Below are 21,933 nucleotides of genomic sequence, written 5' to 3' on the forward strand. Positions count from 1 at the left end.
TTATTTACCCCATGTATCAGGCGCAATTCGCCATTCACGAAGTGATCCCATATCTTTATCTGTAACTGTACCTTGTTTTAAAGCAATGTCAACCATCACATCATAATTTGAAAGTACATTCAATTGACAATTTGCTGCTTCGAAAGCTTTTGTTGCTGTTTCAAAACCGTAATTAAAAATAGCCACGACTCCTTTCACATTCAATCCTGCAGAACGCAAAGCTTCAACTGCTTTTAAGCTACTTCCACCTGTTGAAATTAAATCTTCGATTACCACAACACTAGAACCTGTTGAATAATCTCCTTCAATCATATTTTCCAGTCCGTGACCTTTTGCAGATGAGCGAACATATACAAAAGGAACGCCTAATTCTTGCGCAACCAATGCTCCCATTGCGATTCCACCAGTGGCAACACCAGCAATAATATCTGGTTTACCGTATTCTTCTAAAACTGCTTTGGAAAACCCTTGACGGATAAAAGTACGAATTTTAGGATAAGAAAGTGTCTTGCGATTATCACAATAAATTGGAGATTTCCAACCAGAAGACCAAGTAAATGGATTATTTGGTTGAAGCTTAATTGCTTTAATTTGCAATAAATATTCTGCTATCTTTGCAGCGTTATCAATATCATTAATCATAATCGCAAATGTATAAAGTTTTTGTCGATAATATCTCGATTTACTTTCAAAAAGACATTTTCTTTAAAAGTAATATTTCACAAGATTTCTTTCCATCTATTTCAACTAACAAGTATAATTATTTTTTAAAGGAAATCGGCAGAATAAAAGTTAAAGAGCAAATATTCGTTCAAAGTACTGATCCGATGGCTCAAATACTGACTCTTTTTGGAAATTTCACATGGATTGAAGCAGCTGGTGGAATTGTTCAAAACAAAGAAAGTAAAAAAGGATTATTCATATTTAGAAATGGTTTATGGGATATTCCAAAAGGTAAAATTGAGGAAGGTGAAAATCCCAGAGAAGGTGCTATTCGAGAAATCCAAGAAGAATGTGGTTTAAAAGACCTAACGATAACCGGTGAACTCTCCCCTACTTACCATATCTATTTTGCCTATGGAAAGCATTTTATCAAGAAAACACATTGGTTTACTTTAGAAACAAATGACGTTAATGTGGAGCCACAAACTGAAGAAGGAATTACTGAGGTGAAATGGTTTGATTTTGATGATTTGGCAGCTGTGAAAGCGAATACTTTCGCCTCAATTCTTGAGGTTTTAGAGGAATGGCTAAGGCTGCACTCAGCCACCCTCGATTAGAAATTTCTGAAAAGATTATGTCTTTTGAATATTTGGCGATTTGGTTTGGGGCGATTTGCAAATCGCCCGTACCATCGCAGTGCTTTTGCTGTTGCAAAAGAGGTGAAAAAGTCATTCATTCTGTGAAGTAGATATTATGAGCTAGAAAGCATTAGATCAGTCGATGCACTTGGGACGATTTGCAAATCGTCCGTACCAGTCACAGTGCTTTTGCTGTTGCAAAAGAGGTGAAAAAGTCATTCATTCTGTGAAGTAGATATTATGAGCTAGAAAGCATTGGATCAGTCGATGTACTTGGGACGATTTGCAAATCGTCCGTACCAGTCGCAGTGCTTTTGCTGTTGCAAAAGAGGTGAAAAAGTCATTCATTCTGTGAAGTAGATATTTATGAGCTAGAAAGCATTAGATTAGTCGATGCGCTTGGGACGATTTGCAAATCGTCCGTACCAGTCGCAGTGCTTTTGCTGTTGCAAAAGAGGTGAAAAAGTCATTCATACTGTAAATTAGATATTATGAGCTAGAAAGCATTAGATCAGTCGATGTACTTGGGACGATTTGCAAATCGTCCGTACCAGTCGCAGTGCTTTTGCTGTTGCAAAAGAGGTGAAAAAGTCATTCATTCTGTGAAGCGGATATTTCTGTGCTAGAAAGCATTAGATCAGTCGATGCACTTGGGACGATTTGCAAATCGTCCGTACCATCGCAGTGCTTTTGCTGTTGCAAAAGAGGTGAAAAAGTCATTCATTCTGCGAAGCAGATATTTCTGTGCTAGAAAGCATTAGATTAGTCGATGCACTTGGCACGATTTGCAAATCGTCCGTACCAGTCGCAGTGCTTTTGCTGTTGCAAAAGAGGTGAAAAAGTCATTCATTCTGTGAGGTAGATATTTCTGTGCTAGAAAGCATTAGATCAGTCGATGTACTTGGGACGATTTGCAAATCGTCCGTAACAGTCGCAGTGCTTTTGCTGTTGCAAAAGAGGTAAAAAAGTCATTCACTCTGTGAAGTAGATATTATGAGCTAGAAAGCTCTAGAGCAAGCGATGCACTAAGCCTGTCGAATGTGGCGCATCTTGTTTTGAAATCCAAGGAGCTGACTTTTGTCAGTGACTGTTTTTAAAACTCGGTACAACGCAGATATTGAACTTTCTTTTGAAGACTAATTATTAAAAGTGGTATTTCTGAGCTAGAAAGCTCTAGATCAAGGCGCATCTTGTTTTGAAATCCAAAGAGCTGACTTTTGTCAGTGACTGTTTTCAAAACAAGATGCAACGCAGATATTGAACTTTCTTTTGAAGACTAATTATTAAAAGTGGTATTTCTGAGCTAGAAAGCTCTAGATCAAGGCGCATCTTGTTTTGAAATCCAAGGAGCTGACTTTTGTCAGTGACTGTTTTCAAAACTAGATGCAACGCAGTTATTGAGCTTTCTAGCTCAGAAATTAGATGAATTTAAAATGCACTCGCCTATTCCTCTGTTTCCCGGCTTTCGTTTTATTCGTATCAATCGGTTGTCTTTTCCCTTTAAAATCTATTTCTAGTTTTTCGGGTTCTATTCCTTGTTTTTTGAAATAGTCTTTAATTGCATTTGCGCGGCGTTCGGAAAGTCCAATATTGTATTGATCTGTTCCAACAGCGTCGGTGTGACCGGTTATTTCAACACGTAAATCATGGATTCCGTCTAATACTCTTGCCATTCTATTTAGATATTCATTAAACTCAGGTTTGATTTCAGACATGTCATGGTCAAAAAATATAGGTTGAAATTTGAACTTTTGTTGTTCAAGTTTCATGATTTCTGGAGCAGGATATCCTTTTTTGTAGGCTTTTACAAATCTGTGTTTCCAAAGATGTGTTGATGCCGACTCTTTTTCCATGTTGACTTTGTGATCAGATCTGAAGATAACGACTTCTCCTTGAATATTTCGACAATCAGAGCTTTTAAAAGTTCCTTTTAGATAGGCAGTTGAATCGTTATATTCTAAAGTGTAATCTAGTTTGCAAATTGGAGAGTTCCTGGTATTCGATGAGCGACGTCCTAATTTTTCGGTTAAAGTTAAAGCACTTCCATCCTGTTTTCCTTCGAAGGATTTCACTGCAAATTCAGCATCATCTAGTAATTCCACCCTAGCTATTCCAGTGATCTGTTTTCCGCTCTGTTCTATTTTCAAATAGATGATATCCGCTTTTTCTAATTCTTGACCGTTGGTTATTAATATTCCCGACCAAGTTCCAGAAAGATCTTGTGCCATTGCATTTACTGCAATTAAGAATAGGATAAAAAGTAGTTTTTTCTTCATGGATAAGCGCAAAGATTCAAAAAATGTTCCATTTAACAAGAAGTTGAGTGATTTTATAATGTTATTGGTTTTAGTTTTTGATTATTTTTGAAGAATAAACAATACCGATAACACTATTTTGAACTCAATTTCAACAATTCATCCTTCTCAGAAACAAAATGCAATTATTGTATTTATCCTGATTTTAACAAACTTTATTCTTAAAGGAATATTCCTCGCATCCAATTCGTTAGGTGGCGACGAACCTTTCAGTGTCTATTTTGCTCAAATGGATGTTTCTTCGATTATTGAGTTGCTGTCTAAAGGAAATAATCCACCTTTTTATGAGGTATTCTTGCATTTCTGGATTAAGCTCTTTGGAATTTCAGAATTCTCTGTTCGTTTTCCTTCGTTGATTTTTAGCTCGATTACGGTTTTCTTTATTTATCAATTGGGAAGAAAACACCTAAATCATAGAATTGGAATTTATGCTAGTATTCTATTCATTTTCTCTAATTATCATGTGATATTCGCTCACGAAGCGCGTGTTTATGCTCTCTTGGGAATGTTGACTACCATGTCAATGTATTTATATTTGGAAATAATTAAATTGCTTTCAAGTGTTAATCAATCAACAAAAGAGCTTTCTAAAAAGGTAATAATTAGAAAATTGATTCTTCTGATTTTAACCAATACACTCATCATTTATGCGCATTATTTTGGATTCTTTGTTCTTGTTGTGCAATTCCTATTCTTCGTTTTTAATCGTTCATTAATTTCAAAATATTGGAAACAGTTATTATTGATTACTTTAATCATTGCAATGCTTTACCTCCCAAATCTAATCGTGTTTTTTAATCGCTTCATAGCATCTTCTGGAGAAGGAACTTGGATGAAAGAACCTGATGGCGTTGTTGACCTCTACAATATGATTTGGAAGTTTACCAATGCGCCAATTGTTGCGGCATTGGCAATTACAGTAATGGTTTCTGGGTTGATTAAGTATATTATTGTGAGAAAAAATAAAAAGTCACTTCTCCCCGCTCAACTAATGATTTTTTGGTTTGTATTTATCTTCTTTTTCATGTTTGGAATTTCTTATGCAGTTCCTATGTTCTTGGATCGCTATTTAATGCCAGCAGCCATCGCTTTTTGTTTTGTGGTTGGAATCAGTATGGATTATCTCATCAAAAAACCAAAATTCAGATACATTATTCCCGCTATAATTTGCATTTTACTAATTGTAACTGTCAAACCTAACAAATCGAATAAAAGAAATGCTGAAGAAGCGACTGAATTAGTTGAATCCATTAATAATTCAAATACGCTGGTTATTATTTCTCCAAAGAATTTCATTTTAGATTTCTCTTATTATCATGACCAAAAGCTCTTTAAGGATTACAATACCGAAGACATTTATGCCAATGCTGACAAAGGATTGAGAATGGAAAACATTCATGGGATAAATTCTATTGATGAAATTGATTTATCAAATTGGGAGCGTGTTATCTACTTGGATGCTTCTGCTGATTTTAATAATCCGAACAACAATATCAATAATGTACTGAATGAAAAGTACGATAAACAAAATCAATACGAGGTTTATGAAATTTATACAATTTCTGAATTTCAGGTGAAAAAGTAACACTATTAACAATAGGTTAGTAAATAGAAAAACGTCTTTATAATTTACAAGTCCGTTTTTGGGTTATTATTTATAGAAAATATTGTGTAGGCTTTCAGGTTCACATAAAATCCCATTCCAACCCAAAATGAACCAATCACAATCTCAACTGTACATCACACTTATGAATAAATATATCTACACGCTTTCACTTATTTTTATTGCCCTACAAAGCTTTGGTCAGAATAAAATAGAAGGAAACTACAACGCCAATTATAAGCTGTTTGAGACAACTGACTCAACCTATCACATTGATTTCTTTAAAAATGGTGTTGCTCGGATTTATCAGTCTGGATACATTGGACTAATGGACAGCACAGGACTTGTGTTAATTCAGCCAAAATATGATCAAATTTATGATTTTGAAGGAGATGTAGCGAAAGTCAGTCTTCATAGAAAAATTGGTTTGATAGACCGATTTGGAAATGAACTCATTGAACCTTTTGCTTATGAAATAGAAGACTTTATTGACGGATTTGCCAAGTGTAAAATCAATTATCTGGAAACTAAAATTATTGATACCCAAGGAAATTTCATTAATGAATTCGCTTACGACTACATAAGTGCTATGAATAATGGTCGTTTTACATTTATAAGAGAAAACAACTTCGGGCTTTTGACACCTCAAGGAAAAGAATTAGTGGTGATTGAAAACTATGACAGAAATGTCTATGGAGATTTAGTTCATTATGCACATTATGGAGCAGGTTTGGTTTTAGACAATGCCGATTATTGTAATTTATTTGAATTCAATGATGGCCGCGCAGTAACTTTCGATATGGTTAAAGGTTCGATTAAATTTGGTTGTATTGATAGCAATGCCAATATTGTTGTACCGATTATTTTTGATCGCATTGAACCATTTGAAAATGGATTTGCAGTTGTGAAACAAAAAAACTTATGGGGTGTCATAGATAAAAATGGTAAAATCATTCTTTCTTGTACGTATGAATCAGTGAAAGTAATTGATGCAAATCACTTCATTATTTCGAAGAATGAAAAGTATGGAATTGTTAATCGAAATGGTGATACGTTGCTTCCTATGAATTATGAATCTATTAAAATGATTCCAGATAATAATTTCATAGTCGCTAAAAATAATCGTTTTGGAGTCATCAATGAAAACGAAGAAATTCTACTAAAAATCGATTATCCATATTTAAAATATCTATTTGATGGAATGTTCATTACCAATAACGGCGAGAAATGGGGCGTTGTTAATTATTCAGGTAAAAAAATCCTTTCTTTTAACCATGACGGTATTATGCAATTGAACGACAGCACTGGAATTGCATCCGTACACAAATCTGACTTTTCTCTCAATACAGGTGTGCCCAGGTATGTTTACAATGGTGAATATTTTACTTTTGATGCAACTGGGAGACTAATGAATAAAAATTCGCCATTTTCAAAAACGATAGAAATGGTTGGTGACAATCATAATTCTGCGCATGTGATAAGAATGGGTCACAATACTTTTGTTCCTTTCTCAGGGTTTGAAAAACGGTCAATTAACGAAGCTGTAGCATCAGATAAATACAACTTTGTTCAACAATTAGAGAACGGATTTAAAATAGTGGGAGTCAAAAAGGAAACCCCGAATAATTATAATATACAACTACTCACACTTCAATTACCCAGCTATACCAAAGGAATCATAAATGCAAATGGTGAATTTGTTGTTCCGATGCGCTATGATGAAATTATTTACAATTCAGTTGAAGATTCTGAATCTTTTTTTCAAATGGTTCAATGTGCACCTCGTAATTTATTTACTGTTACGCTTGATGGATTTCAGGGCGTAATTAACCTTAAAAATGAAATTGTAATTCCAATTGAATATGATTTAATAAAATTCTGTTCTGGAATAATTTCATTAACAAAACTAACTGAAGGAGAATTAATTGATGGATACCAAGAGGATAATTACCAAATCGGAATAGCAGATATGAATGGAAGAATAATTATTCCTTTAGAGGAAAGAAGTTATGGAGATGATCCTCTGGATGCTTGGATTAGTGATGAGGAAAGGGGAAACAAATAGGATATTGTGATTATAAAAATTCTAAGTAAAATAAAATCATTTATTTACATTTGATCATCATTCTAAAAATTACACTACTGCCCTACTCAAATTATTGTCAACAACTTAAACACATTTTTCAACTGCTAATTATGAAAACAAAAGAGAATTCTAAAAGCGGGAAAGAACACGTTGACACAAAATGCGGAGTGATAGGAACAAAAAACCGAGAGAAATTCGAAGGGGAGTTTGAGTCATTTCGGATTGGTGTTCTTATTCAAAACGCTAGAAGAAAAATACGACTCAACAAATTATGCGTCTGATGAAAGAGGTTTTAGATTTGCAATGGAGATCATTGACCAAAATTCACAATATTTAGAAAATGAAAACTGCATTTATCCTATTGTTTATAATGGTTAGCCGCATTGGAAACAGTCAAGAGGGAAATTCTTACATTGAATATCATAAAAAATGTAGAAAAGCGGAACAACTCTTCCTTAAAGATATTACTGATCAATGCTTTGAGCTTTATAATCAAATTTTTGATTTAAATGATTCACAAAATCCTCAAAAATAGAATTAGAAAGGGATGTATTTAAAAAACAGGGAAAGGATATGATGTTTTTTGGTCTCCTTTTAGATGATAAATTAGATTCTAAATCAATCTTGACTCAAAATTCTTAAAATAAGATTAATTACTTAATTTAGTCCAAAATTACACGAAACACTTTACTATAAACTTAAAAAGAAACCCAATGACTAAGAATTTAACTTTCATACTATTGATTTTGATATCATTCACAAACTTTGCACAAGAGAGTGTTCTTTTTGAAATTCAATACAAGCCAAATAAAAATTACATAACTAAAACGACAACAACCTCACTCTCTGAAGTTGATTTTGTTGCGGATGAAGAAATAATAAAAGCACTAAAAGACAATGGTATTGACATGCCAATGATTGTGAATAGCGAAGTGAAAATCTCATCGAACATCTTCACGGACAATATAAATGAGAATGGTGAAACTCCTGCTACAATGAACTATGGTGAGATGATTTCTACAAATACGATAAATGGTGAAACAAAAACTGAAAAATTACCACTTTCAGGATCGAAAATTACAGGTAAATATGATAAAGACTTCATGTTTCATGTTGACTCGATACATGGAGAAAATATTTCAGTAGAAACGAAAAGAAACTTGATCACCACAATCGAAAGTGTTCAGCAATCAATCAAATTTCCTGAGCAACCAATGAAAGTTGGCGATACTTTTAAAAGTGAAGTTCCAATGTCTATTCCTATTGATGGAATGAATCCTGTATTAATTAACATTAGTATTGAATACTACCTTAAAGAAATTAAAGAGGAAAAAGCGTTTTTTGATATTGTTCAAACTGTTGGACTCGACATGAGTAGAGAACAATTTAATATGTCTGCAAAAGGAACAGGATCAGGAAGTGCTATTTTTGATATTAAAGAAGGGTTTTTAACAAAATTCATCACTGAATTGCCAATGGATATGACTTTGGATATCAATGAGGAAATATCAATGAAGCTGAAAGTGAAAACGAAATCTGAACAAATTACTGAGATTAAATAGATTTTCATTATGGCGCATAGATTTACTAGCATCGTTCGGCGCATTGCACTTTATCTGCTATTCTAAAGCATTCTGCATCGAAGAAACGATGATAATCTGAATGTTGATGGAAATTAAATTCTACAAAAATTAAATCTATTCTTTTCGAATTTCAACTCTACCTCTAACTTTCTGATTTTCATTAAATATTAAGTACAAAAAGGCAACTCATTTCATCTTACCACGTTAATCTTGTGAATTTACTTTTGATATTTTACTATCTCAGATTAGTAACTTATGAAAGTGCAATAAGCAAAGAAAATCATCTTGTTATTGTTGTTTTCTTAACTTAAAACACTGCTCACAATGAAAAATAGAAGCTACGTATTACTTGTATTCATGTTTGTCTCAATTTCTTCAAACTCACAGAATCTAATTCCAAATGGAGATTTTGAAACTTATACAAGTATACCAACTTCTTTATCGCAGCCCTACTTGGCTACAGGATGGAATAACGTGAATGGCGTTTACATAGGACAAGTAGCAACTCCTGATTATCTTCACACTTCAGGTTATATGGGAGTAACAATGCTAGGTACTGGTATGCCAAATAATGGTGCAGGTCAGATGGGTATGATTACTTACTCCTATAGTCACCAAAATTCTCGGGAGTATATTTCAAGACAACTTAGTTCAACACTTATAATAGGGCAAGAATATGAAATAAGCTTTTTTCTTACCCAAGGACAAGCGATACATACAGGAAACTCAGACAATTTTGGAGTACATTTTTCGGAGCAACAATTAGTACAACCCGATATTCAAAATATACCTGCCGCAATTCCAGTTGTCCCTCAAGTTGTAATACCTGGAATTTTAACTATTCCTGATTTTTGGCAACAATACACATTTACATTTATTGCAAATAATACATCTAATTATATAACCATTGGTAATTTCGCTCTCGACGCGAATACAGCAAAAACTGGTGTTGGAGATGCTTATTACTTTATAGATGATGTTGAGCTTATCCCCTTGCCAACTTTACAAATTCATGGCGACATTTCACTGTGCACGGGCGACTCTACAACTCTAACTGTAGCAAATGGAACAGCATTGGGCTGGGCAGATAGCTCTAATCCTTCCAGCATTATATCTACTTCATCCTCCATTACAGTGGCGCCATTAGTAACAACTACATACTTTGTTTACAGTTCAAGTGACACAGCTTCTCGAACTGTAAGCGTTAAGGATTATCCGGTTGTAGATTTAGGGAATGATACGCTATTATGTCAAGGTCAAAATTTAACTCTAGATGTAACCACTCCAAATGCTAATTATATATGGCAAGACTACTCAAGTAATTCAATATTTAATGTTTACCAGCAAGGCACTTATTCAGTAGAAGTAAATGTAGGCAGTTGCAGTTCCTCTGATACAATACTTGTAAATTATATTCCTACTCCTAACATTAACCTTGGGGCAGATACGGTTTTGTGTCAGGGTCAGAATTTACTTCTTGACGTTACTACTCCAAATGCTACTTATTTATGGCAAGACAATTCAACAAACCCAACTTTAAACGTTTCGCAGCAAGGAACTTACTGGGTTGAAGTAACTGCAAACAATTGTAGTTACATGGATACAATAGTGGTAAATTATATTTCAACATCATTCATAGATTTAGGAGCAGATACAACGATTTGTCAAGGATCGAATTATATTCTAGATGCTTCCATTTCAAATGCAACTTATTTATGGCAGGACAATTCAACGAATTCAACTTTAAACATCACCCAAACAGGATTTATTGGGTGGAAGTTTCTTTAAATGCATGTATAGTTTCAGATACTATCCAAATTAATGTTAGTCCAGCACCAATCATCGATTTAGGAACTGATACAGTGCTTTGCCAAGGGGAAAATTTGTTGCTTGATATTACTACTCCAAATGCAACATATTTATGGCAAAACAATTCCATTAACCCAACTTTGAACGTTTTTCAACAAGGTACTTATTGGGTAAAAGTAACTGAAAATAATTGTAGTTCCAAAGATACAATTAATGTAAATTATAATCCGATTCCAATCATTGATTTAGGAACAGATACAGTTCTTTGTCAAGGAGAAAATTTGATTCTTGACGCGACAACGCCAAATGCTATTTATTCATGGCAAGATAATTCGACAGGTCCATTTTTAAATGTGTTTCAATCTGGAACATATTGGGTTGATGTAAATGTAAATAATTGTAGTTCCATCGATACAATGATGGTGAATTTTATTCCAGTACCGGCTATAAACCTAGGAAACGACACAACCTTATGTCACGAAGAATCATTAAATCTCGATGTTTCTGCTCCAAATGCTAACTATTTATGGCAAGACAATTCAGTAAACCCGATATTTAATGTCACTCAGCAAGGAACTTATTCTGTGGAAGTGACTGTAAATAATTGTAGTTCCACAGATACCATTATAGTAAATTATAATCCTTTGACAATTATTAATTTAGGAGCAGATACAACATTGTGTCAAGGTGAAATTTTAGAACTAGATGCTACAACTTCAAACGCTAATTACATCTGGCAAAATAATTCAACCAATTCTACATTTAATGTAAATCAACAAGGAACTTATTGGGTAAAAGTTACTGTAGATAATTGTAGTGTCTCAGACACGATAACAATAAACTTCAAACCTTCACCAATTTTCAATCTTGGCCTTGATGCTGAAATGTGTCAAAATGATACATTAGTGCTAGATGCTACCACTTCAAATGCAACTTATTTATGGCAAGACAATTCTACAGATTCAATATTATATGTTACACAAATTGGTAATTACTGGGTTGAAGTAACTGTTAACGAATGTACGGCAATAGACTACATTACAATTAATTATAAATGCGAATCCATCCTCGAAATTCCAAACATATTCACGCCAAATGGAGATGGAATTAATGATTATTTCGTTCCTGTAAAAAGTGAAGGAATTGCTTCAATGAAGACTGTTATTGTCAACAGATGGGGAAATGTTGTTTTTGAAACAGACGACCTTTTGATCAATTGGAATGGACAAAATGTAAACGATGGAACTTATTTTTGGATTATTGAATATATTGATTTGAATGAAGGTGAAAATAAAATTCATGGCTTTGTGAATGTGTTGAAATGACAATAAATCATTATAATTGTCGCAACTTAAAATCCAAACTATGGGAGACACTCAAACAATTACATTCAGGGAAGATATTTTTGAAAATCATCCAAATTGCTTTAATGGATGGAGCGAAGATTATGTGCAATTAATTATTAAAGAAGCACTTAAAGTGTTGAATTATAAAGGTGATGTCGATAAAGTAACATTCTCTAAATATGCATGTCAAAAGCTAGATGAATCAAATAGATATTCAGAAGTCTGTTATGTGGCTACAAATCAGCCTGGATTTTTCTTTATCATGAGAGATATGGTAGATCATATTAATGTTGTTTATAACAGGTGGGATTAGTGGAAAACTATTATTCCTAAACTCATGAAAATAAAATTACAAAAGCATTTTCTCTCTCTTTTTATAAATACCTTTTCAATGATTTAAAAAATGGGATTTCTATACAAATATTTTCTTAGTTCAAGCCTTAGAATCTACTTATCAGTAAGTTTGTTTTTTGCAGTTGTATTTACAGTGATATTACTGTTTTCGACGGACGGAGATATAAAATTATCTCTGATTGTTGGTCTTGTGATATTTATCGTTGTTTTCATCTTCGCCTATTTAAACGATCATTTTGGAGAAAAGAAACACATCTCTTTTGTACATGGTAAGGTCTTTCGTGAAATTAAAGACAAAATGAATTTAGACATTGAGCGTCTGAATAACAATAAATACAAGGGTTTGAAAGGTGTTTATAAAGAGTATTACTTTAAGATATATTACGATTGGAATACCTCAATATCAAACAGAAATATTTACAGAGAAATTTGCATTATGCTTTATTTTTCACCGCTTTTGACTTCCGATGATTCGTTTGACATTCGACTATTAGACAAACTGAATGAAAAATATAAAGACAAAGGAATCTTTGTCTCAAAGTCTGAAATCAAGCTAGAAGCCTCCTATTTGAAAGTAAGTAGAGGTTATACACTATTTACGAGCACTGAAGACATTGCTAAACAAATAGAAAGAGCAGTAGAAATTGCAAATATCGAAAATTTAAAGCCTATTGATGAGAAAGTAGTTAATGGTCTCATTGAAGAAGATAGTTATTATTATGGCCCCGATATTGAAACGTTTTATGATGTTTAGTCTTTGCAATTAAAGAGTTGAAAGTATAAATATGATGAGTTTAGTTGCAGACATTAAAAATTCATGTTCAAATTGAAATCAATAAACTTAAATACAATTCATTAACTACTAACAAACTATGAACAAAGTAGAGAAAGTAAAAAACTTTGTAAGGGATATAGACAAGTATTCTTAGTTTACTTTTCGTTATAAAACGCTAATTTTGAAGATTATCTATAAACATTAATTTTACCATGAAATCAATAACTTTAATATTCCTTTTCTCTCTCTTTTTAACTTTTTCTTTCGGTCAAAACAATGCCAATCCATTTGAATTATCCAACTTTGAAATCAAAGAAAAAAAGGTTAAAAAAATAACGGAATATGACGGTGATAATGCATTGGTAAAGTTTGGAAAGTATGACGAACAAGGAAATCAAATTTACTTTAAAGAAGACAATAGAATTATTGAATTTGAATTAGACTATGACCCAAATGGATATCTAACTAAGGAAATAGCCACTGGTCTTAACTATGAAATCATCCTCAAAAGGGAAATAGTTCTAAATCAATCTGGAAAAGTAGATTCAGTAATTTATAATCTCCCGCTGCCAATGTATTATGAAGGATTTTCAGAAAAATACATTTATAACAAGGATGGTTCAAACAAAAGCATTATTGTATATGAACTTCCAGAGAAAAGAAAGCTCTTTCAATACAATTATACTTACAATTCCGATAAAAAGTTAAAAACGCTTCAAACTTTAGGTTTTGGTGATGAAGGAACTCAAAATTATTTCAAAAAAGAATTTGAGTATTTTGAGAATGGAAGTATGAAGATTGTTTCACAAATCACAGAGAATGGCGACACTATTTCTATATCTTCTTATAATATTGATGGAGAATTGATTAACGAAAAAATTTCAATCTATTATACTACCCCAAATGGATACTTGTACTCTCCTATTCTTTATGCTGAAGCTTTAAAAGATTTAGAAACCCCACTAACTACATTTTCGATTGTCACAAATATAAACCGTAAAAAAGATGATCAGAATTACTTAATGAATATAGATCACAGTTATAAAGGTGGAAATTTAATCAAATCAGTTCAAGCCTACATAAATGGAGATAAGGTTTATAAGATGGCTGAAATCAATTTCACATATAATTATGTAAATGAATTGGTTGAGAAAACCACTATCAATTTCAATAAGCCAGACACAACAATAGTAAGTTACAAGCAAAATCAGGGACAAAAGCGTATTGATTTGAATCAAAAATCTAGATCTTATGTTTTGATTAATAAAAACCCAAGACTAGAATTATCAGTTGAATCCTTTCTTCAACAATGGGAATGTAAAACGATTACGACCTATGATTCATTATTAAACACTGTAACAAAAGAAAGGTATTGTTTAGAAGAAGGAATATATCCTAATGATCCTGAGAAAGTAACAGTTGCTAAATTTGATTCGAAAAATCGCCAAATCAACGAAAAATCGTATTTGGAGTCAAGAAAAGCAGACCAAAACACCTCATATACTTTTTCAGAAAACGGATCACTTGTTGAATATCAATATAACGGACTCTACTGGAAGTATTATTACAACTCAACAGATTCAGTACTTACAAAACAAGCATATTACTCGGACAGTATCTATGAGAATATGATTGCGTTTTTCACTTATAAATATGATACTTCAGGAAATTATGAGGTGAAATTAACTTATTCAGACAAAGAAAATAAAAATCCAAACAATCCAATCTTACATCAATTTGATGCAGAAGGAAAAATACTAAAGCAAGAATGGGAAAGCTATAAAGGATCAGATAAAGGAACGATGACATTCATTTACAATGAAATGGGCCTTTGCATCGAAGAGATTTTTGAAAGAGGAAGTGATGGTTTTGTTACTCAATATGTTTATGAATTTTATTAGAGTGTCGATTCTATAATTTCAATTCTATTTTGTAATTAACACGAGGTTTTTGATTTATCTCAAGAATAGTAAAGCCAACTTCAAAGAACTGATTAATAATAAGGTAAAAAAAATGCTCCTATTGACGATACTTATTACTTCTGCAACTGTCAAGCAAATTACTAAAGCTTACGCATTAAGTTTTCAATCGAAATCACGGATTGAGAATTCAGTATCAGTTTAGTTTATATATCTTCTTCATTTTTTAATATTGAGTCACTAACTGAGCCACTATGGACTGAAATCACCATAAGTTCAAATGAGAATAAAATTCTATAACTGTCAAAATATTTAGATGTTAGATTTTAGAAAATTGAATATTATGTCCTTTGTCTATGATCTAAATTCTATTGTTAGATATAAAGCTTTTTAGAAGCTAATACTAGATGCACAAATGTGCTCATGGTTATAACTATTTCTGGTACCAATGAAATTTTTATCGATATTTTAACCAGTAAATCGATAAAAAAGGAGATTCCTCGGCATTTTAGTACTTTTAAATATTACAAAGGAAACTGCAAGAATTTTGTGAAATAGAAGCATCCGTAGAATTTGAAACCAATTTTGAAAAAGGAGATAAATTAGACAGTAAATTCAGTAAGATCGCAAAAGCACTTCACAGTAAAAAAAATGAGCGACAAAAATTACACTTATTCATTGATAATCAAAATAAAAGGACAAGTTATATAAACTATAAAATTAAGTATTTATTCTGAAAATAATTTAACAATTTTAGACTTCATAAATAAAAATATAAAACTTATTATTTGACTACTTTTAAATCACAAATCTCCTATAAGTTAAGCCATCACTGAATTTTATAATTTAAGTTAAAAACAAATATTTTTGAATAAAACTTAAAATAAATATTCAATATATAATTAATTTTAGTTACTTTTAAAGGGATAAAGTATTGTATTCGAATCATATATTTACTGAAACACTATACTTATAGATTGGCTTCCAGCTTAATTTTTAAAATCACAGATTTTTAAATAATTAAACTTCAAACTTCCGAAATTTTATAGAAGTTTCCGAATCCAATTATAAAATGAAACCATTTGAAAAGCTATACAAATAGCTCTTTTTTTTGCCTTTAAAAAGTACATTTTAGTTCCATACATTTAAAAAGCATGGCCTGTCGATTTAAAGCTTAATATGAATTATAATACAGATTTAATAAATGAAAAATGATAAAACACATTCTCTTGAATTACTTGAGAGGAGAAAAAAGATAGTAGCAAACGGAGTTGGAGTATTCAATACAGCAACCGTTGCACACGCTAAAGGAGCAATCATTACAGATCTTGATGGCAATGAACTTATAGACTTTGCTGGTGGAATTGGAGTTGTCAATGCTGGTCACTGTCCAGAACCAGTTGTTGCTGCGATTAGAGAACAAGCTGGGAAATTTCTACACACGAGCTTCAACGTGGTGACTTACGAGCCTTACATTGAATTATGTGAAGAATTGGTTGAAATTCTTCCACACGGAGAACATACCAAAGCGATGTTAGTGAGTACAGGCGCTGAAGCAGTTGAGAATGCTATAAAAATAGCTAGACAAGCCACTAAACGCCAAGCAGTAATCTGCTTTACTGGTGCTTATCACGGTCGAACAATGATGGCGATGTCTTTAACGAGTAAAATAACCTACAAACCAGATTGTGGTCCATTTGCTCCAGAAGTTTACCGCCTGCCCTTTCCAAACGTATACCGTTATAAAGGACAAAGAGATGAAGACACTTTTATAGATGACGAATTACACAGGTTACATGAAAGTATACTTAACACAGTTGACTTTAACTGCCTTGCTGCTATAATTATAGAGCCAATTCAAGGAGAAGGTGGTTTTAATCCGGTTCCAAAAAGGTATTTGCAAGGACTTCGTGATTTTTGTGATCAATACGGAGTTATGTTAATCATGGACGAAGTGCAAAGTGGATTCTGCAGAACTGGTCATTGGGCAAGTTGGCAACATTATGGTATTACTCCAGACATAAGTACTTATGCGAAATCTATGGGTTCTGGACTTCCAATTGCAGCAGTTTTAGGACGCGCTGAGATTATGGACGCTGCAGCTGGTGGATCCATTGGAGGAACTTATATCGGAAGTCCAATTTGCTGTGTTGCATCTTTAGCAACCATAAAATACATGAAAGAAATCGATCTGAACAAAAAAGCATTGGTTGTTGGTAAAACAATCATGGATCGACTAAATAAATTAAAGGAAGAATATCCCTCAATTGGTGATGTGCGTGGCGTTGGAGCAATGATAGGAATTGAATTTGTTAAAAACAATGATCCTAAACAGCCAGATGCCGAAATATGCACAGAAATCATAAAAGGATGTTCAGAAAACGGATTAATCATGATAAGTGCAGGTACACATAAAAATATTATTCGCATATTATCACCATTGGTAATCACTCCAGAACAACTAGATAAAGGGTTATCGATATTCGAAAACCAAATTAAAAAAGCTTCAAACAAATAATTATGAAACCATTCGCAATTGCCGGGATCCAAATGAAGGTATCCGCTGTCGCTTCCAATGTGGAAATGATGAAACTTAAAATTGATATTACCATGAATCTCTATCCTTGGATAGAAATGATCATGTTTAGTGAATTATGTGCTTTTGGTCCTTTGACGCACCATGCACAAGCGATTCCAAACAATTTTGAAGCAGAAATGCAAGCCAAAGCCAAACAATATGGTATTTGGTTACTACCGGGTTCTATCTTCGAAAAAAGTGAAGATAAAATTTACAATACTGCTTGTGTTATCAATCCAGAAGGAGAAATAATCAAGCGTTACAGAAAAATGTTCCCATTCTATCCTTATGAAACAGGAGTGACTCCTGGTAATGAATATTGTGTATTCGATGTGCCAGGTGTTGCCAGATTTGGAGTCTCTATTTGTTATGACATGTGGTTCCCTGAAACAATAAGAACATTAGTTACAATGGGAGCTGAAGTAATTATGCACCCTACGATGTCGGGAACAATTGACAGAGATATTGAATTGTCGATTGTTAGAGCAATGGCATCCATCAACCAATGTTATTTATTCGATGTAAACGGTTTAGATACAGGAGGATGTGGACGTTCAATTGTTTGTGGACCAGACGGAAGAGTTTTACATCAATCAGAAGGAACAGAGGAAATTATTCCTTTAGAACTCAATATTGAAAGAGCGAGAAGAAGTCGTGAATTGGGGATATTGAGATTAGGTCAGCCTTTAAAGAGCTTTAGAGATCATTTGAAGACAGGATTATTCAATATCTATCAACCTAATGTCGCAACGCCTTATTTGGACTCCCTAGGACCATTAATTAAGCCAACTCGACTTGATACAATAACAGAATTAACAATAAAAGAAAATGAGCTCATTCATAAAGAAGAAGATTCAATTCATTATAAAGGAGATGGAATAATATAAGAACACAGAAAATTCATAAATAAAATTACAAGTACTCAATGCATTTAGGTTTTCGAGCAATTAAATGAGTTTATTTTCTTTTTGCAAGACAAAATTTCCAATCATAGCATCAGTTAAGGTTTTAAATTTTAAAGCAAAGAAAAAGGAAAAGAAATAGCTGAAAGCAAGAAAAGCTAAATGTAGAGAGTTTAACCACTAAAAACGAAATAAACAATGGGAGGACAATCAATTAGTAAAAAGAGAGTAGCAATAAAAGATTACGTGAGTTGGTTTGAAATACCTGCCATTGATTTTGATCAAGCAGTGAGTTTCTACAATGAAATTTTTGGTATAGAAATGACACAAAACATTACAGATGTGAATGCTATGGCATTTTTCCCTGTAACATCAGGAATTGGTGGAGCGGTTATTTCAGGTCCAGGATCCATTCCTTCAGACAAAGGACCGTTGATTTATTTAAATGGCGGAAAGGATTTGAATACTATTTTAAATAAAGTGGAAGACGCTGGTGGTAGAATAATTATGTCCAAAACTCTCATTAGTGAGGACGAAGGTTATTTTGCTATTTTCATTGATTCTCAGGGTAATAAACTCGCATTACATTCTAAAAACTAATTTGTGGCTAAAAACAAAACAAAGAGTGCTCCTTATTACAACATAGGACAACTAAGGGTTGATTTTTGGAATAAACTAAAAATCCAAACTTCTGAACTTTCCCGTTGCAATAAAGGGTCGGTAAATGAAAAAGATCACAAACAAAGGATTAAAGAGCTTCTAAAAGATCTAAAAGGTGTCGAATGTTTTTTTGCATCTCCAGGAAAAGAACGGCTTAGTAAGTTGGAAAAAGCATATATAAATGAAGAGTTTACTTCATTGGCGAATTTAGTTCAAGAAACAACTAAACAATTAGTTGGTGATGGTTACAGAAGTAATCCTGAATTCATTGATTTTGATGAACACAGCATGGATTCCGTTGAAAATCATGAACAGCATAACAGCGTAAGAAAAAATCATTTTGAAGTGCTTTTCATTGATAATATATCTGAAAAAGAAGAAGTAAAATTAAAGGATACGCTAAAAAAGCTTCAAAATCCTAGTGATAATTTCACTTATGGCGTTGTCGTTCAGCGATCGTTTCAGGATGGACTCATAGCTTTGCTTTTCAATCACAACATTCAAGCAGTTGTTGTGCGCTATGCTCCACCCTATCGTTCAAAGAATATTTCACCTTTAATTAAACCTTACATTGAGGAAATTGGTAAATATGATTATTCTTTAAAATCTGAAACTGATTTAGGCCCTATTATGGGTGAATTGATAAAAGAAATTCGTCCTGAACTAGATACTTATTATGTGACCGATACTTCTTTGGGTCAGCTTAAAGACAGTACCATTAAAGATTTTAGAAGAATTTTTTACCAAACTGAGGACATTCAAGAATTGCATTTAACAATCATGCGAGGAATTGCAGAGCGTTACAATACACCGTTCTTTTCTGCACTTGTAGAATACAGTAAAAAGCCAACTGGAATTTTTCACGCAATGCCTATTTCGAGAGGGAATTCCGTTTTTAAATCTAGGTGGATTAGTGATTTTGGTGAATTCTACGGACGAAATATGTTCTTAGCAGAAACATCTTCTACAACTGGGGGACTTGATTCTTTATTGCAACCCACTGGGCCAATAAAGAAAGCGCAAGAGATGGCAAGAGATGCTTATGGATCTTGCAATACATACTTCGTAACTAACGGAACATCAACCGCAAATAAGATCGTAATGCAAGGATTGGTTAAACCCAATGATGTTGTGTTAATTGATAGAGATTGTCATAAATCTCACCATTATGGATTGGTTTTAGCAGGCGCTTATCCAGTTTATTTAGACTCCTATCCTATCGAAGAATACTCGATGTATGGAGCTGTTCCTTTAGAACAAATTAAAACTAAAATGCTTCAGCTGAAAGATGCTGGAAGATTAGATAAAGTCAAAATGTTGCTTTTAACGAATTGTACTTTTGACGGTCTAGTGTACAATGTTGAGCGCGTAATGGAACAAGTACTTGCCATTAAGCCTGACATGATATTCTTATGGGATGAAGCTTGGTTTGCATTCGCTGGTTTTGGTTATGATTATCGTCAAAGAACTGGAATGTTTGTTGCCAAAAAATTACGCAAAAAATACAGTACACCAGCTTATAAAAGACAATATGCTGAACACATTAAAGGATTAAAAGAAGGTGAACAAGCTCTGATGCCGGATCCAGAAAAAGTTAGAATCCGCGTATATGCAACTCAAAGTACTCACAAAACATTGAGTAGTTTCAGACAAGGTTCTATGATTCATATTTGGGATGAAGATTTCAGAAGAAAAACAGAGAATACTTTCTTAGAAGCTTATATGACGCACACTTCTACCTCACCAAATTACCAAATGTTGGCTTCTTTGGACATTGGAAGACGACAAGTTCAACTCGAAGGATTTGAGTTGGTGGAGAAAAGTATAGAAATGGCAATGGTTTTGCGTGCAAAAATCACGGATAATCCTCAATTAAGTAAGTATTTCGAAGTATTGACAGTGAGTGATTTTATTCCAAATGAATTTCGCCAAACTGGACTCAATGAGTATTATACGCAAAAATCAGGTTGGAACAGAATGTACGAAGCTTGGAAAAGTGATGAATTCGTTTTAGATCCAACTAAAATCACATTATACATAGGGAAAACTGGTGTTGATGGTGATACTTTTAAAAATAAGTATCTAATGGATAAATTTAATATCCAAATTAACAAGACATCACGTAATACCGTTCTTTTCATGACCAATATTGGAACAACAAAAGGAAGTATAACTTACTTAACCAATGCTTTGTTGCGAATTGCTGATGAATTGGATGAAGAATACAAATCATTGAACGATAAGGAAATAGAAATAAGAGAGAAAAGGATTTATTCCTTAACAAAAGAAGTTCCACCTCTCCCCGATTTTAGTTATTTCCACAACTCTTTCCGCGCTGTACCGGGTGTTCCTGGAGGAAATTTGCGTGAAGCATTTTTCTTGGCTTACGAAGAAGATAATTATGAATATGTTCCTTTAAATGAATGCTTAAAAGTTATGGAAACAGGAAGAGCTTTAGTAGCTTCTACCTTTGTGATTCCTTATCCACCAGGATTTCCAGTTCTCGTTCCAGGTCAAGTAATAAGTAAGGAAATCGTCAATTTTATGACTGCATTAGATGTCAGTGAAATTCATGGTTACCGAGCAGACTTAGGAATTAGAGTTTTTAAAGAGAAAGTGCTTGACAGACATAAAGTGATTACCTCAATTGGTGGAATGTCCACGGGTAAGGGTAAGACTAAGAAATAAACAATTGCATTAAC

The 21,933-nt window shown here is 33.2% G+C and carries 16 protein-coding genes; 14 read left to right on the plus strand and 2 right to left on the minus strand.

The annotated features are described in order from the left end of the window. Positions 1-642, minus strand: a complete 642-nt coding sequence (gene pyrE, locus ERX46_RS04515) for an orotate phosphoribosyltransferase (RefSeq protein WP_130092652.1) — start codon at positions 640-642, stop codon at positions 1-3. Positions 643-650: 8 nt separating this feature from the next. Between pyrE and ERX46_RS04520 the strand changes: the two genes are divergently transcribed. Next, positions 651-1,280, plus strand: coding sequence for an NUDIX hydrolase (locus ERX46_RS04520; protein ID WP_130092653.1), 630 nt, complete (start codon positions 651-653; stop codon positions 1,278-1,280). 1,439 nt (positions 1,281-2,719) lie between these two features. Here the strand turns inward: ERX46_RS04520 and ERX46_RS04525 are convergent. After that, the gene (locus tag ERX46_RS04525) at positions 2,720-3,577 is read right to left on the minus strand and encodes an OmpA family protein (protein WP_130092654.1); all 858 of its coding nucleotides are present in this window, start codon (positions 3,575-3,577) and stop codon (positions 2,720-2,722) included. Between the two features lie 118 nt (positions 3,578-3,695). Here ERX46_RS04525 and ERX46_RS04530 point away from each other — a divergent pair, with 118 nt between their 5' ends. From ERX46_RS04530 to ERX46_RS04590, 13 genes are all read left to right on the plus strand, one after another. Next, positions 3,696-5,201, plus strand: a complete 1,506-nt coding sequence (locus ERX46_RS04530; RefSeq protein ID WP_130092655.1) for a glycosyltransferase family 39 protein — start codon at positions 3,696-3,698, stop codon at positions 5,199-5,201. Between the two features lie 163 nt (positions 5,202-5,364). After that, the gene (locus ERX46_RS04535) at positions 5,365-7,284 is read left to right on the plus strand and encodes a WG repeat-containing protein (protein WP_165366150.1); all 1,920 of its coding nucleotides are present in this window, start codon (positions 5,365-5,367) and stop codon (positions 7,282-7,284) included. A 361-nt stretch (positions 7,285-7,645) separates the two neighbouring features. Then, the gene (locus tag ERX46_RS04540) at positions 7,646-7,840 is read left to right on the plus strand and encodes a hypothetical protein (RefSeq protein WP_130092657.1); all 195 of its coding nucleotides are present in this window, start codon (positions 7,646-7,648) and stop codon (positions 7,838-7,840) included. A 178-nt stretch (positions 7,841-8,018) separates the two neighbouring features. After that, positions 8,019-8,867 (plus strand): hypothetical protein, encoded by an 849-nt coding sequence (locus tag ERX46_RS04545; protein ID WP_130092658.1) that lies wholly within the window; start codon positions 8,019-8,021, stop codon positions 8,865-8,867. A 345-nt stretch (positions 8,868-9,212) separates the two neighbouring features. Further along, positions 9,213-10,676 (plus strand): hypothetical protein, encoded by a 1,464-nt coding sequence (locus ERX46_RS04550; protein WP_130092659.1) that lies wholly within the window; start codon positions 9,213-9,215, stop codon positions 10,674-10,676. Continuing rightward, positions 10,604-12,022, plus strand: coding sequence for a T9SS type B sorting domain-containing protein (locus ERX46_RS04555; RefSeq protein ID WP_130092660.1), 1,419 nt, complete (start codon positions 10,604-10,606; stop codon positions 12,020-12,022). Before ERX46_RS04550 ends, ERX46_RS04555 begins: the two co-directional genes overlap by 73 nt. Positions 12,023-12,062: 40 nt before the next feature. Beyond that, the gene (locus ERX46_RS04560; RefSeq protein WP_130092661.1) at positions 12,063-12,356 is read left to right on the plus strand and encodes a hypothetical protein; all 294 of its coding nucleotides are present in this window, start codon (positions 12,063-12,065) and stop codon (positions 12,354-12,356) included. 90 nt (positions 12,357-12,446) lie between these two features. Continuing rightward, positions 12,447-13,151, plus strand: a complete 705-nt coding sequence (locus tag ERX46_RS04565) for a hypothetical protein (RefSeq protein ID WP_130092662.1) — start codon at positions 12,447-12,449, stop codon at positions 13,149-13,151. Between the two features lie 233 nt (positions 13,152-13,384). Further along, complete coding sequence (locus ERX46_RS04570) at positions 13,385-15,073, plus strand: hypothetical protein (RefSeq protein WP_130092663.1); 1,689 nt, start codon at positions 13,385-13,387, stop codon at positions 15,071-15,073. Positions 15,074-16,295: 1,222 nt separating this feature from the next. Then, entirely contained in the window at positions 16,296-17,609 is a 1,314-nt protein-coding gene (locus ERX46_RS04575) for an aspartate aminotransferase family protein (RefSeq protein WP_130092664.1), read from the plus strand. Positions 17,610-17,611: 2 nt separating this feature from the next. Then, positions 17,612-18,556 carry a carbon-nitrogen hydrolase family protein gene (locus ERX46_RS04580; RefSeq protein WP_130092665.1) on the plus strand — a complete coding sequence of 315 codons (945 nt, stop codon included), beginning with the start codon at positions 17,612-17,614 and terminating at the stop codon, positions 18,554-18,556. 213 nt (positions 18,557-18,769) lie between these two features. Continuing rightward, positions 18,770-19,171: a VOC family protein gene (locus ERX46_RS04585; RefSeq protein ID WP_130092666.1), complete on the plus strand. Its 402-nt coding sequence runs from the start codon at positions 18,770-18,772 to the stop codon at positions 19,169-19,171. 3 nt (positions 19,172-19,174) lie between these two features. After that, on the plus strand, positions 19,175-21,919 hold the full coding sequence (locus tag ERX46_RS04590; RefSeq protein ID WP_130092667.1) for an aminotransferase class I/II-fold pyridoxal phosphate-dependent enzyme: 2,745 nt from the start codon (positions 19,175-19,177) through the stop codon (positions 21,917-21,919). The last annotated feature ends 14 nt before the right edge of the window (positions 21,920-21,933 follow it).

The sequence above is a fragment of the Brumimicrobium glaciale genome (genome assembly GCF_004152935.1).
GTDB classification, from domain to species: Bacteria; Bacteroidota; Bacteroidia; order Flavobacteriales_D; family Crocinitomicaceae; genus Brumimicrobium; species Brumimicrobium glaciale.

Bases quoted from the DNA above. Each gene is read 5' to 3' on its own strand.
- ERX46_RS04520 (WP_130092653.1), top strand. From the start codon at position 651: ATGTATAAAGTTTTTGTCGATAATATCTCGATTTACTTTCAAAAAGAC.
- ERX46_RS04540 (WP_130092657.1), top strand. From the start codon at position 7,646: ATGAAAACTGCATTTATCCTATTGTTTATAATGGTTAGCCGCATTGGA.
- ERX46_RS04545 (WP_130092658.1), top strand. From the start codon at position 8,019: ATGACTAAGAATTTAACTTTCATACTATTGATTTTGATATCATTCACA.
- ERX46_RS04570 (WP_130092663.1), top strand. From the start codon at position 13,385: ATGAAATCAATAACTTTAATATTCCTTTTCTCTCTCTTTTTAACTTTT.
- ERX46_RS04585 (WP_130092666.1), top strand. From the start codon at position 18,770: ATGGGAGGACAATCAATTAGTAAAAAGAGAGTAGCAATAAAAGATTAC.
- ERX46_RS04575 (WP_130092664.1), top strand. From the start codon at position 16,296: ATGAAAAATGATAAAACACATTCTCTTGAATTACTTGAGAGGAGAAAA.
- pyrE (WP_130092652.1), bottom strand. From the start codon at position 642: ATGATTAATGATATTGATAACGCTGCAAAGATAGCAGAATATTTATTG.
- ERX46_RS04565 (WP_130092662.1), top strand. From the start codon at position 12,447: ATGGGATTTCTATACAAATATTTTCTTAGTTCAAGCCTTAGAATCTAC.
- ERX46_RS04580 (WP_130092665.1), top strand. From the start codon at position 17,612: ATGAAACCATTCGCAATTGCCGGGATCCAAATGAAGGTATCCGCTGTC.
- ERX46_RS04560 (WP_130092661.1), top strand. From the start codon at position 12,063: ATGGGAGACACTCAAACAATTACATTCAGGGAAGATATTTTTGAAAAT.
- ERX46_RS04535 (WP_165366150.1), top strand. From the start codon at position 5,365: ATGAATAAATATATCTACACGCTTTCACTTATTTTTATTGCCCTACAA.
- ERX46_RS04550 (WP_130092659.1), top strand. From the start codon at position 9,213: ATGAAAAATAGAAGCTACGTATTACTTGTATTCATGTTTGTCTCAATT.
- ERX46_RS04555 (WP_130092660.1), top strand. From the start codon at position 10,604: ATGGCAGGACAATTCAACGAATTCAACTTTAAACATCACCCAAACAGG.
- ERX46_RS04525 (WP_130092654.1), bottom strand. From the start codon at position 3,577: ATGAAGAAAAAACTACTTTTTATCCTATTCTTAATTGCAGTAAATGCA.